The organism is Agrobacterium leguminum (assembly GCF_005144435.2).
In the GTDB taxonomy this organism is placed as follows: Bacteria; Pseudomonadota; Alphaproteobacteria; order Rhizobiales; family Rhizobiaceae; genus Agrobacterium; species Agrobacterium leguminum.
This window is the reverse complement of the sequence record NZ_CP120211.1, coordinates 124,469-136,573: the sequence shown is the minus strand read 5'-3', so window position 1 is coordinate 136,573 and position 12,105 is coordinate 124,469. Positions and strand designations below refer to the sequence as shown.

At 61.0% G+C, this 12,105-nt stretch carries 14 protein-coding genes; 7 read left to right on the top strand and 7 right to left on the bottom strand.

Annotation, left to right across the window (positions count from 1 at the left end; translation table 11 throughout):
- The first annotated feature begins 81 nt into the window (after positions 1-81).
- The 3 genes from CFBP4996_RS00655 (at position 82) to CFBP4996_RS00645 (ending at position 2,430) form a co-directional block, all read left to right on the top strand.
- On the top strand, positions 82-1,008 hold the full coding sequence (locus CFBP4996_RS00655; RefSeq protein WP_003522786.1) for a sulfite exporter TauE/SafE family protein: 927 nt from the start codon (positions 82-84) through the stop codon (positions 1,006-1,008).
- Positions 1,005-1,832 (top strand): TIGR02186 family protein, encoded by an 828-nt coding sequence (locus tag CFBP4996_RS00650; RefSeq protein ID WP_035265149.1) that lies wholly within the window; start codon positions 1,005-1,007, stop codon positions 1,830-1,832. Before CFBP4996_RS00655 ends, CFBP4996_RS00650 begins: the two co-directional genes overlap by 4 nt.
- Positions 1,833-1,992: 160 nt before the next feature.
- Positions 1,993-2,430, top strand: coding sequence for a universal stress protein (locus CFBP4996_RS00645; protein WP_003522788.1), 438 nt, complete (start codon positions 1,993-1,995; stop codon positions 2,428-2,430).
- A 50-nt stretch (positions 2,431-2,480) separates the two neighbouring features.
- On the opposite strand, the gene pdeM is transcribed toward CFBP4996_RS00645, so the two are convergent.
- Positions 2,481-3,209 (bottom strand): ligase-associated DNA damage response endonuclease PdeM, encoded by a 729-nt coding sequence (gene pdeM / locus CFBP4996_RS00640; RefSeq protein ID WP_065654494.1) that lies wholly within the window; start codon positions 3,207-3,209, stop codon positions 2,481-2,483.
- Positions 3,210-3,243: 34 nt separating this feature from the next.
- The gene (locus CFBP4996_RS00635) at positions 3,244-5,763 is read right to left on the bottom strand and encodes a ligase-associated DNA damage response DEXH box helicase (protein ID WP_080852708.1); all 2,520 of its coding nucleotides are present in this window, start codon (positions 5,761-5,763) and stop codon (positions 3,244-3,246) included.
- Positions 5,764-5,884: 121 nt separating this feature from the next.
- Between CFBP4996_RS00635 and CFBP4996_RS00630 the strand changes: the two genes are divergently transcribed.
- Both CFBP4996_RS00630 and CFBP4996_RS00625 read left to right on the top strand, forming a co-directional pair.
- On the top strand, positions 5,885-6,388 hold the full coding sequence (locus tag CFBP4996_RS00630; RefSeq protein ID WP_003519926.1) for an RrF2 family transcriptional regulator: 504 nt from the start codon (positions 5,885-5,887) through the stop codon (positions 6,386-6,388).
- Between the two features lie 97 nt (positions 6,389-6,485).
- Positions 6,486-6,947 carry a carboxymuconolactone decarboxylase family protein gene (locus CFBP4996_RS00625; protein WP_003493743.1) on the top strand — a complete coding sequence of 154 codons (462 nt, stop codon included), beginning with the start codon at positions 6,486-6,488 and terminating at the stop codon, positions 6,945-6,947.
- 26 nt (positions 6,948-6,973) lie between these two features.
- On the opposite strand, the gene CFBP4996_RS00620 is transcribed toward CFBP4996_RS00625, so the two are convergent.
- The 3 genes from CFBP4996_RS00620 to CFBP4996_RS00610 all read right to left on the bottom strand — a co-directional run bounded on the left by CFBP4996_RS00620 (position 6,974) and on the right by CFBP4996_RS00610 (position 9,375).
- The gene (locus tag CFBP4996_RS00620; protein WP_080852709.1) at positions 6,974-7,615 is read right to left on the bottom strand and encodes a YitT family protein; all 642 of its coding nucleotides are present in this window, start codon (positions 7,613-7,615) and stop codon (positions 6,974-6,976) included.
- Between the two features lie 72 nt (positions 7,616-7,687).
- Positions 7,688-8,299 carry a YitT family protein gene (locus tag CFBP4996_RS00615; protein WP_065654497.1) on the bottom strand — a complete coding sequence of 204 codons (612 nt, stop codon included), beginning with the start codon at positions 8,297-8,299 and terminating at the stop codon, positions 7,688-7,690.
- Between the two features lie 134 nt (positions 8,300-8,433).
- The gene (locus CFBP4996_RS00610; protein WP_162935933.1) at positions 8,434-9,375 is read right to left on the bottom strand and encodes a class I SAM-dependent methyltransferase; all 942 of its coding nucleotides are present in this window, start codon (positions 9,373-9,375) and stop codon (positions 8,434-8,436) included.
- A 168-nt stretch (positions 9,376-9,543) separates the two neighbouring features.
- On the opposite strand from CFBP4996_RS00610, the gene CFBP4996_RS00605 reads away from it, so the two are divergent.
- Together CFBP4996_RS00605 and CFBP4996_RS00600 are read left to right on the top strand one after the other, a co-directional pair.
- Positions 9,544-9,810: a DUF6460 domain-containing protein gene (locus tag CFBP4996_RS00605; RefSeq protein WP_003493739.1), complete on the top strand. Its 267-nt coding sequence runs from the start codon at positions 9,544-9,546 to the stop codon at positions 9,808-9,810.
- Position 9,811: 1 nt separating this feature from the next.
- Positions 9,812-10,309, top strand: a complete 498-nt coding sequence (locus tag CFBP4996_RS00600) for a CAP domain-containing protein (protein WP_003519931.1) — start codon at positions 9,812-9,814, stop codon at positions 10,307-10,309.
- Between the two features lie 195 nt (positions 10,310-10,504).
- Here CFBP4996_RS00600 and CFBP4996_RS00595 read toward each other — a convergent pair whose 3' ends face one another.
- Entirely contained in the window at positions 10,505-11,596 is a 1,092-nt protein-coding gene (locus tag CFBP4996_RS00595) for a quinone-dependent dihydroorotate dehydrogenase (RefSeq protein ID WP_080852710.1), read from the bottom strand.
- A complete protein-coding gene (locus CFBP4996_RS00590; protein WP_059759483.1) occupies positions 11,596-11,949 on the bottom strand; it encodes a DUF952 domain-containing protein in 354 nt (117 codons plus the stop codon). The genes CFBP4996_RS00595 and CFBP4996_RS00590 overlap by 1 nt, the downstream gene beginning before the upstream one ends.
- Between the last annotated feature and the right edge of the window lie 156 nt (positions 11,950-12,105).

Genomic DNA, 12,105 nt, shown 5'->3' with positions numbered 1-12,105 from the left:
GACAGAAAGTGTAAATCGCGGCGCGGCCCCCTCACCCGGATAAGCCCTGCCGCCCGGAACCATTTGCCCGAGGTCCGAGCCGTGACTGTCTATCTGCCGATCGCAGAACTGTCGGTGAATATTTTCATCATTCTCGGCATGGGCGCGGCCGTCGGTTTTCTTTCCGGCATGTTCGGCGTGGGCGGCGGCTTTCTGATTACCCCGCTTCTGATCTTCTACAATATTCCGCCTGTGGTGGCCGTGGCGACGGGTGCAAACCAGGTGGTCGCCTCCTCCGTGTCAGGCTCGATCACGCATTTCCGGCGCGGTACGCTCGACGTCAAGCTCGGTAGCGTGCTGCTTGTGGGCGGTCTGGTGGGGGCGACGGTCGGCGTGTGGATATTCTCCTTCCTGCGCAGCATCGGCCAGCTCGATCTCATCGTCTCGCTGCTCTATGTCATCCTGCTCGGCACCGTCGGCGGGCTGATGCTGAAGGAAAGCATTTCGGCGCTCCGCCGCGCCGCCCGCAACGAAACCGTGACGCTGCGCCGGCCGGGCCATCACAACTGGGTGCACCGCCTGCCGCTGAAAATGCGGTTCAAGAAATCGAAGATCTATCTCAGCATCATTCCCATCGTCACGCTGGGTTTCGGCATCGGCATCCTCACCTCGATCATGGGTGTGGGCGGCGGCTTCATCATGGTACCGGCGATGATCTATCTCTTACGCATCCCCACCAGCGTGGTTGTCGGCACCTCGCTGTTCCAGATCATTTTCGTAACCGCCTATACGACCGTGGTTCAGGCGGCGACCAACTATTCCGTCGATGTGGTGCTGGCCTTCATCCTGATGGTGGCGGGCGTCATCGGCGCGCAATATGGCGTGCGCGTCGGCCAGAAACTGCGCGGCGAACAGCTGCGCGCCCTGCTGGCGCTTCTCGTTCTCGCTGTTGCGCTTCGCCTTGCCGTATCGCTGGTGGTGCGCCCGGAAGACCTGTTTTCGGTGGCCGTCGGGGGGTTAGGTTATTGACCCGCCATTTGCTGCTTGCCGCCCTTGCGCTGGCCTCATGTCTCACCTTCGGGCAGACCGCTTCGGCCCAGACACCGCCGCTTGCCCTGCCGCCCGGCCCGCAGCAGCGATCCCTGCTGGAAAATATCGAAATCGGCGCATCGACGACCGAAATTCCCATTGCTTCCGATTTTCGCGGTGCGGATTTCACGCTTTTCGGCGCGCTGAACAATACCGACCAGTTGCTGCTCGCCATCGGGCAATACGACATCGTCGTGACGCTCGAGGGACCGAGCGACTATATGACCGTGCGCAAGAAGGAACGCGTTGCAGGCATCTGGATCAATACCAGCGCCATCACCTTCACACCGCTGCCGGAATCCTATTCCATGGCCAGCACGCGCAATATCAGCGATGTCGCTTCGCCCGGAACGCTTCGCGCCATGGGGCTTGGCGTCGACCATCTGTCACTGAAAAGCGCGGTCTTTTCCGGCGTGCCCGACAATGTCTTCGATTTTCAGGAAGCCTATCGGCGTCTGAAGCTTTCCAGCGGCATCTATCGTAATGACACGACCGGGGTGCGGCTGGAACGCACCGGCCTGTTCTGGGCGACCCTGCGCCTGCCGGCCAACGTGCCGAACGGTGTGCACACCGCCCGCGCCTATCTCTTCAAGAGCGGCAAATTCATCGCCCAGCGCGAACTGAAACTGCGCGTCGTCAAGACCGGCATGGAACAGGCGATCACCGACGCCGCGCATCAGACGCCGCTTGCCTATGGCGCGCTCTGCGTTCTGCTTGCCGTCGTGACCGGCTGGGGCGCCAGCATCATCTTCCGCAAGGACTGATCGGTTTTCATCCCGCAAAAGAGAGCGTCTGCCGCCCCCTGTCGGCAAAGATAGCATTCGCTTCCGCCATCGGTTTGCAGTAAAATTCAAGGCGTTACAATCATGCATGCAGCTCAAGGCGGCATGTGCGGTTGTGACCGGGATGAAAAGGAGAAATGTCATGTTCAAGCACATTCTCATTCCCACCGATGGCTCGCCGCTGGCGCAGATCGCAATCGACCAAGGGTTCGCTCTCGCCAAGGAGGCAGGCGCAAAGGTGACCGTCGTGACGGTATCGGAACCCTTTCATGTGATTGCCAGCGATGTCGAGGACATTGCCGCCATTGCCGAAGAAGAATTCCACCGCTGCGAGGAAGCGGAACATCTGCTGAGGGATACGCAGGCGCAGGCCACTTCCATGGGGCTGGATTGCGAAGCGCTGCTGGCGCGGGCGGGAAGGCCCGACGAGGCGATCATCGAAGCCGCCAACAGGAGCGGCTGCGACCTCATCGCCATGGCCTCGCACCGGCGCAGGAGCTTCGTGGAAATGCTGCTCGGCAGCGTCACGGCCAAGGTGCTGAAGAATTCGAAGATACCGGTGCTGGTCTACCGGCAATAGAGCATTTCCAGTAAATGCTGCGTAAGCGGTTTTACGTCCGGAAAATACGCTCAGCCGAGAAGATTTGAAAACCGCACCGAATAGATGCGGTCCCTCCCCATCAGATGCGCGACGAGAGCGGCATGATCGAACAGGCCGCGCATGGCCTTGTGCCGCAAATCCAGCCCGCCGCTCATCACCCCGAAAGCCGGCATCAACAGACGCGAACCGTCGGTGGCGAAACAGGGCCGCCGCACCGTCTTTTCGCGGCGGCGAACCGTGGCGGAGGGATGCAGATGCCCGGCGATTTCGCCGGCGGCATCGCCCGGTTTCGGCTCGTGGCGGAAGACGAGAGTACCGTAAAACATCTCGTCCACCGAAGAGCCCGGCAGATCGACCGTGCCGTCGGGATCGTGATTGCCGTTGATCCATATCCATTCGCGGCCACGGGCCATGTCGCGGATGAGCTCGCGCAACGGCAGTGGCAGATGCTCGGAACCGACGCGATCATGGAAATTATCGCCAAGGCTGACCACGATCTTCGGATCGTAACGGCTGACGAGGGAGGACAGAATTTTAAGCGTGGCGATGGTGTCGTATGGCGGCAGCATGCGCCCGCGCCTTGCAAAAGCCGCGCCCTTTTCCAGATGCAGATCGGAGACGACGAGCAGCGACAGGTCCGGCAGGTAAAGCCCGCCCAAAGGATCGCACCAGGCGGCGACGCCATTGATGGCGGTTTCGCTGCCGAGGCATTCGAAGCCATTGGAAAACCTGTCGCTCAATGTCAGCCGGCTCAGCACTTTTGCCTTTGTTCCTTCATTCCGCTCAGATATTTCAGGACATGGCCTCGGCGATCAGCTCGTCGGCGGCCTCGGCCAGCACATCGTCCATCGCCTCACCCGCCACCGTCTCACGGCCGATTTCCAGCATGACGGGAACGGCAAGCGGCGAGACATGTTCCAGCGCGCGGTGGGTGGTGTGGCCCTTGATTCGCTTCAGCATATCGCCAAGACGGCCAATGTCCAAAAGTCCCGCCGCGGCATCGCGCCGCGTCGCTTCCATCAGGATATGATCCGGTTCATGGCTGCGAAGAACGTCATAAATAAGATCGGCGGAGACCGTGACCTGACGACCAGTCTTTTCCTTGCCGGGATGGCGGCGTTCGATCAGCCCGGAAATGACGGCGCAATTGCGGAAGGTGCGCTTCAGCATGAAGGATTCGTCCAGCCACGCCTCCAGATCGTCGCCCAGCATGTCCTCGTCCAGCAGGTCTGCAAGCGACAGGCGGCGGGATTTCAGCCGCCTGCCGATATCCTCCATGGCCCAGATGGCGAGCGAATAGTCGGTGGCGACAAAGCCCATGGGCTTTGCGCCCGCCCGCTCCAGCCGGCGCGTCAAAAGCATGCCGAGCGTCTGGTGCGCCAAGCGCCCCTCGAAGGGATACATGACCATGAAGAAGCGCTTGCGGAAGGGGAAGGTCTCGACCAGCAGCTCGTCGCGCTTGGGAATGATCGACTTTTCCTTCTGGATCGCCAGCCAGTCGCGCACCTGATCCGGGAGGGCATGCCAGCGCGCCGGGTCTGCCAGCATGGAGCGCACCTGATCCGCGAGGTAGGTGGAGAGCGGAAACTTGCCGCCGGCATAGGAGGGTATCTTCGGGTCCATGGAGAAGGCCTGGGAGACCAGGCATTCATTCTCCCTGATACCCTCGAAGCGCAGCACCTTGCCCGCGAAGAGGAAGGTATCGCCCTGCACCAGCTGCTCGAGGAAATATTCCTCGACCTTGCCGAGCGACATGCCGCCGCGCCCGACCGTGCCCTTGGCATTGCGCTTGACCATGCGGACATTGAGTTCCGCCGCCTCGACGATGGTGCCGAGGTTCAGGCGATATTGCTGCGCGACCGCCGGATTGGAGACGCGCCAGCGACCGTCCTTCATCTGCCGGATGCGGGCGTAACGCTCATAGGTGCGCAGCGCGTAACCGCCGGTGGCGGTGAAATCCACCACCCTATCGAAGGTAGTCCGCGGCAGGTCGGCATAGGGCGAGGCGCTGGTTACTTCGCGATAGAGATCATCCGCATCGAAGGGCTCGGCGCAGGCCATGCCGAGCACATGCTGGGCGAGAACATCAAGCGCGCCCTCGGCAATCGGCGGCGTGTCCTGCGCGCCGATGTAGTTGGCATCCAGCGCGGCGCGGCACTCCATCACCTCGAAACGGTTGGCGGGAACGAGGATCGCCTTTGACGGCTCATCCATGCGGTGATTGGCGCGGCCAATGCGCTGAGCCAGACGACTTGCGCCCTTCGGCGCGCCGACATGCACGACGAGATCGACATCGCCCCAGTCTATGCCGAGATCGAGCGTGGAGGTGGCGACGACGGCGCGCAATTTGTTTTCCGCCATGGCCGCTTCCACCCTGCGGCGCTGGCCGGCATCCAGCGAGCCGTGATGCAGCGCAATCGGCAGATTGTCGTCATTGATGGTCCAGAGTTCCTGGAAGATCAGCTCCGCCTGCGAGCGGGTGTTGACGAAGATCAGCGTCGTCTGATGGTCCTTCAGCGCGGCATATAGATCCTTCATGGCGTAACGCGCCGAATGGCCGGACCATGGGATGCGCTCTTCCGTGCTCAGGATGGAGATATCCGGCTTTGCCCCGCCTTCGACGGTGATCAGGCCGGCGGGCGGCTCAGCCTGTCCCTGCGGCGCGAGGTAACGGCGCAAATCCATCGGCTCCGCCACCGTGGCAGAAAGGCCAATGAAGCGCACATCGGGTGCGTGCCGGCGCACCCGGGCCAGCGCCAGCGACAGCAGATGGCCGCGTTTGGAGGTGACGAGCGAATGCAGCTCGTCGAGCACCACATATTTCAGATCGCGGAAAAAGCGCTCGGCTTCCTTGTTGGCGAGCAGCAGCGAGACCTGTTCCGGCGTCGTCAGCAGAATATCCGGCGGCTTCACCTTCTGGCGCTGGCGTTTGCCCTGCGGCGTATCGCCGGTGCGGGTCTCAATGGAAATCGGCAGGCCCATTTCGGAGACGGGTCTGGTGAGGTTGCGTTCGATATCCACCGCCAGCGCCTTGAGCGGCGAGATATAGAGCGTGTGCACGCCGACGAAGCCCGAGCCTGCCTGCACCTTGCCGCGTTCCGCCAGAGCGGTGAGCGAGGCCATGAAGCCGCCCAGCGTCTTGCCGGCGCCTGTCGGCGCGATCAGCAGCATGTTTTCACCGCCGCGTGCGCGCGCCATCAGCTCCAATTGATGCGCGCGCGGAGACCACCCCTTTTCGGCAAACCATTTCTGGAATGGAAGGGGCAAAGCGCCGACATGCGTGCCGGAAATGGGAGACTCGGTGTGTTTCACGTCTTCAAGGTAGTGAAAAACCTGCAAAAAAGAAGGGCGGAACGGGACCGCTTGACAGAAAGCATAATCGCGGATAAATTTTATCCATGATGCTGAAGCAAACCGCACAGGGACAAGTCGGATGAAACTCGGCGACGGCGTGGAACAGGCCATTCACAGCGTGGGCATGCTGGCGGGACTTTCCGAAGGCGGCGTGCTGTCGGCAGCGGCGCTGGCGGAATTTCACGGCGTTTCCACGAGCTATCTGCTGAAGCATCTCCAGTCGCTGTCCAATGCCGGGATTGTCGCCACCGTGCCGGGGCCGAAGGGTGGTTATCGTCTGGCCCGGGCGACCGACAGGATCACGCTGCTGGATATCGTGCTGGCTGTCGAAGGCCCGCAGCCTGCCTTCCGCTGCGCGGAAATCCGCCAGCGTGGGCCGAACCCCTTGCCGGGGCGTTATTTCACCAAGCCCTGCGGCATCAATGCCGCGATGCTGAAAGCGGAAAAGGCCTATCGGGCCGAACTCGCCAAGACCACCATCGCCGACATTCTGGGCGACCTCGCCGCCAATGACGATGGCGGGATTGCTGCGCGAGGCTGCGCCTTTCTGGAGCTGAACGAGCGTAAAACAGCGACGCGCTGATACAGCCACACCTTAACCAACCCAATGCCGGTCAGCCCGACAGCTTTCCGGATCGATAACGCATGACTTCAAACAGACCCAACCAATGGAGAGACCCATGAAAACCCGTATCAACTATGCCAAAGCATCGCCCGAAGCCTTCAAGGCAGTCATGGCTCTGGAGAATTATGTCCAGGGCAGCGGGCTTGAGCGCCGTTTCGTTCACCTCATCAAGCTGCGCGCCTCGATCATCAACGGCTGCGCTTTCTGTGTGGATATGCATGTGAAGGAAAGCCGCCATGACGGGCTTTCCGAGCAATGGATCAACCTGATGAGCGTGTGGCGGGAATCCCCCGTTTATACCCAGCAGGAACGGGCGCTGCTCGGCTGGGTGGACGCGGTGACGAAGATTGCCGAAACCGGCGCCCCGGATGACGCCTTCGAGGCGCTGAAGGCGCATTTTTCCGATGAGGAGATCGTGAAGATCACCGTCGCCATCGGCGCGATCAACACCTGGAACCGCATCGCCGTCGGTTTCCGCTCGCAGCATCCGGTCGATGCGGCTGCGAAGGCGGCGTGACCTCTTAAACCCGAAACGGGCGGCCGCTACATGGCGATGTAGCGGTCGTTCCTGTGATTGATGGCGAGCGTGAGGTTCATGACCAGCGCGCCGAGGATGGAGCAGATGATGACGAAAGGTGTGGCCACGAAGAACGAGCAGGCCAGCACCATGCCGTCAAAGGCGAGCTGCACGAGGCCCGCGCGCCAGCCGAAACGATCCTGAAGATAAAGCGCGAGGATACCAAAACCGCCGAGACTGGTGCGATGACGGAACAGCGCCAGCATGCCGGCCGCGACGGTCAATCCGCCAAAGAGAGCCGCAGCAACCGGATTGATGCTCTGAAAGGCGAAAAAGCCGGGCATATATTCCGACAGCAGCGCCGTCATGGCGATGGCGCAGAAGGTCTTGACCGTGAAGGCAAGGCCGAGGCGACGGAAGGCGAGATAATAAAACGGCAGATTGACGAGGAAGAACACCGCGCCGAAGCTGAAGCCGGTGGAATAATGCGCCAGAAAGGCAAGGCCGACGGTGCCACCGGTGAGCAGGCCCGCGGCGGAAAGCAGTGTCACACCGAGCGAGACGAGCATGCTGCCGGCCAGAACGCCCTGAGCATCCTCCAGCAGCGAATGACGATCGGGCGCAGAAGCCCAGATATTCAAGCGCCTGCGCGCAGTCGTATCGTCCATACCCCATTCCCCTGTCTTTCGGCCCCTGCCGAGCTATTGCGCCGAAGCGCGACAGATTTCAACCGCTGTCGCTCAGCGCACGACGATATATCTGTCCGAACGGTGATTGATGGCCAGAAACATGTTGAGCACGAAAGCGCCGACAATCGAATAAACAACGGTCGCCGGATCGATGACGAGGAAGGCGCAGAGCATCACGAAGGCATCGAAGGCGAGCTGGATGAGACCAGCGCGGACGCCAAAGCGATCCTGAATATAGATGGCGAGAATGCCGATACCGCCGAGGCTGGCGCGGTGACGATAGAGCGCCAGCAAGCCGTAACCCAGAAGCAGACCGCCAAGCAGCGCCGCCCAGAGCGGGTTGATGCTGTCGATCACCATCCAGCGCGCTTCCACTTCCGTCAACACAGAAACAAGGCCGATGGCGATGAAGGTCTTGAAGGAGAAGGCAAGACCGAGGCGTCGGAAGGACAGGTAATAAAACGGCAGATTGACGAGGAAGAACAGGAGGCCGAAGCTGATACCGAAGGCATAATGAAGCAGGAAGGCGACGCCGGCGGTGCCGCCGGTCAGAAGGCCGACCTTGTTCAGAAGATAAAAGCCGAGCGCCGAGACGATGGCGCCGGTGACGATGCCCTGCACGTCTTCCACCGGCGCATGCTTGGCCGGATCGGAACTCCACATGCCGTAAACGCTTCTCGTTCTGCTCACGCTTTTTTCCTCAGCTTCAGGCATATTTTGCACTGCAAAAAACATCTGAGCAAGATGGATACGTAAGGAAGCCTGACCTATCGCGAAAATGGCAAGAAACGGAATGTTCAGGCTTTGGCACGGGCAAGAAAAAGAATGCCGGAAAGGGGTTTTCCGGCATCCTTGCGAATGGTGGTTTTGCGGATTTCGATGAGGGAAAAGCCCGTCCGCTCAAGAAGCTCGGTCACGTAGCTCTTCGAATGGGCGTAACGAAGGGATTCCCGCAGCACGAAACCGTCTTCCTCCCCCGCATCCTCCACCGAAAAGGCAAAAAAGCCTGAAGGCGCAAGCAGGGCGGAAACGAGCGGCATGACGGTTTCGAGACTGCCGAGATACATCATCACATCGGCGGCGGCCACAAGGCCGGCGCGGTGCTGCGCAAGCGTGGAGGTGAAGAGCCCCGAGGCCTCCGGCTCCAGCGAAAGATCGGCCTGATCCAGATGATCGTAAAGCCCCTTTTCCTCCGCCTTGGCCAGCATGTTCTGGGAAATATCGAAACCTTCCAGCCGGTTTGCGAAGGTGCGGATTTCAACGCCAAGGAGACCGGTGCCGCAGCCAATATCGACAATGGTGTCGAAGACGCTGCCTTTCGCCGCCTTGCCGATCAGTTCGGCCAGCTTTTGCGGCACGCTGTAATCCAGCTTTTCCACGAGCGAGGTTTCGAAACGGTCGGCATAATCGTCGAAGAGCCCTTCCACATAGCGGCTCGGCGGTTGCTCAGGCGTTTCGGCGGCGCCGAGAACCGCGAGTTTCAGCTCGGCTGCAAACAGTCCTTCGGTGTCCAGCTCGGCGACTTTCCCGTAGGCCGCCACGGCTTTTTCAGTTTCGCCCGCTTTTTCGTGATATTCCCCGAAGCGAAACCAGCCCGCCGTCCACCGCGGCGCAAGCTCCAGCGCCTGTTCCATGAGTTCGGCGGCGGCGGGAAAGTCACCGCTCTCCGCCAGCATGCGGGCATAGTCCGCCCGGCGGTCGGCAATGACGTCACCGGAAGAAAACTGGTTTGGGGCCATTCAAGATTCCTGAGAAGATGTCGGCTGTCATTTATCAAGCCATAAAAAAACTCAAGTCCTATTTCATGGCGGCCTCGTGGAATTGGCGAATTTGACGCGATATAGTGCGGCGAAACTTGCATCGAAGCGTCGTGCTTCATATGTCAGGACAAAACAGGAGACGTGCTGATGGCCGGTGAGGTCAACAAAATGCTGGGTGACACGGTGGCCCGTACCGTGGTGAAGCTGCTGGTGGTTTCATTGCTCGTCGGCTTTCTGATGGCGATCTTCGGATTGACGCCATGGAACATCATCTACGGCGCGCGCGATTTCGTGGTCGACCTGTGGCGCAGCGGTTTCCATGCGCTGGGCGCAATCGGTGACTATCTGATCCTCGGGGCAACGATCGTCATTCCGGTTTTCATCATCCTGCGCCTCCTGAGCTACCGCCGCTGACATGACCCACTCCACGTTTCAAACGCTTTCACGGCGCGGCTTCGTGTTGCTTTCCGCCGGCTCCGTTCTTTCCGCCTGCGTTTCCATGCCCACCAACAAGGGCATGCCCTCCGGCACCCGCGACGAGACGGCGGCGGCGCTTCCCATGGTCAACGATCTGCGCCGCTCCAAGGGGCTTTCGCCGCTTGCCATCAATGGCGCGGCAAGCGGTGCTGCCGCCTATCAGGCCGGCCGCATGGTCAAGGCGCAGAAGATGGCGCATCTTATCGGCCTGACCGACAGTTTCCTGATCCGCATGAAAGACGGTAATGTGCCGCTTCCGGCAGCGGAAAACGTGGCTGCCGGGCAGGACAGCGTCGAGCGGGTGGTGAAGGCCTGGATCGGCTCACAACATCACCTCGAAAACATGCTCGGGCCCTATAACGGCCTCGGCGTCGCGGTCGCCTATGACGCGGCCAGCCGCAACCGGCCCTATTGGGCGATGGTGCTCTGCGCCTGAGAGTGGTTGCGGACTAGGGCCACCCTCGCGACCCTCATTCCTGTGCTTGTCACAGGAATCCAGCCGACGCGCGTCTGCGCGGCGAGAGGACTCTTCTCAGCCCAAGGACTTGGGCTGGCTGGATCCCTGTGACAAGCACAGGGATGAGGAAGGAGAGCCCCTGAGGACGCGCTGCCGACCGTCCAAGGTCTGCGCTCAGCCGAGCTTGCGATCCGCCCAGCGGTCCACCGCGCTGTCGCGCAGGTCGCGAATGGACTGTACGCCCTCGCGGGCGACCAGCTTCGACAGGCCCTTGACGATGGCCGAGGGCAGGCCGGGGCCTTCATAGACCATGCAGGAATAGAGCTGCACGAGATCGGCCCCTGCCCTTATCTTTTCCAAAGCGGTCTCTGCGGATGACACACCGCCGACGCCGATGATCGGCAGGTTGCCGCCGACGCGGCGGCGCATCTTGGCGAGAGCCGTGGTGGAAAGCTCGAAGAGCGGCTTGCCCGAGAGACCGCCTGCCTCGCCCTTGTGCGGGCCCGGCCTCAGGCCTTCGCGGGAAAGCGTGGTGTTCGAAACGATCAGGCCATCGAGATCATGGGCGAGCGCCTCTTCCGCAACATCGTCCAGCCCCTCTTCGGTCAGATCGGGCGCGATCTTGAGAAAGACCGGGATGCGTTTGCCGAAGCGTTCGGCTTCCACTTTCCGGCGTTCCAGCACGGCGGCGAGAAGGGCGGCAAGGCTTTCGCGTGCCTGAAGATCGCGCAGGCCGGGCGTGTTGGGCGAGGAAATATTGACGGTGAAATAGGATGCGACCGAATAAAAAGCCTCGATGCCTTGCACATAGTCGGCGATGCGGTCTTCGCTATCCTTGTTGGCGCCGATATTGACACCGACGATACCGCGCAGCTTTGCCTGCTTCAGACGCTCCAGCGCAGCCGCATGGCCTTCATTGTTGAAGCCGAGGCGATTGATGACACCCTCATCCTCGACCAGACGGAAGATACGCGGCCTGGGATTGCCGGATTGCGCCTTGGGCGTGACGGTGCCGATTTCGGTAAAGCCGAAACCGAGCCTCAGAAGCGGCCCCGGCACTTCCGCATTCTTGTCGTAACCCGCCGCCATGCCGAGCGGATTGGGGAAAACGAGGCCAGCCACCGTCTGTTGCAGAAGCGGATCATGCGGCACCATGCAGGTGGGCAGGAAGCCGCTTTTCAGCGCCGCAATGGACAGGCCATGCGCCTTTTCCGGATCGACCAGAAACAGGCCCTTGCGGCCAATCGAGGAAAATAATCCGCTCATCACAAAATCTCCGGGAACTGGTGCTGGCCATCGTGGCCGAGCGAAAGCGGCGTTTCCCAAAGCACGGCGGTCAAGGGAAGAGGCGCATAAAGATGCGGGAAAAGATCGCCGCCTCTGGAGGGTTCATAAACCAGCTTGTCGCCGAGGGCCGCGCCGTCGACCGCGATCAGAAGCAGATCGACCTGGCCGGAAAAATGCCGTGCGGCGGTCTCCGCCGCCTGTTTTGCCGTTGAAAAATGAATGAAGCCGTCAGTCAGGTCGATGGCCGCACCTTCGAAGACGCCCTTCGCCTTTGCCGCGCTCCATAACGTCTCCGGCACGATTTTATAGATGATCGCGGGCGTTTCCTGCATAGGGCTCTCCAAGGCTTTCCACTCAGCGGGATTTGCCGCAAAGCTCGAAGATTGTCCACAGTTTCCACGGCATTTTTATTGCGGAGAGCCTGAAAGACCGCCTGTCCACAAGCTTTTCCTTGTAATGCGGGACCGATTGGCGCAACCTTTCGCGGA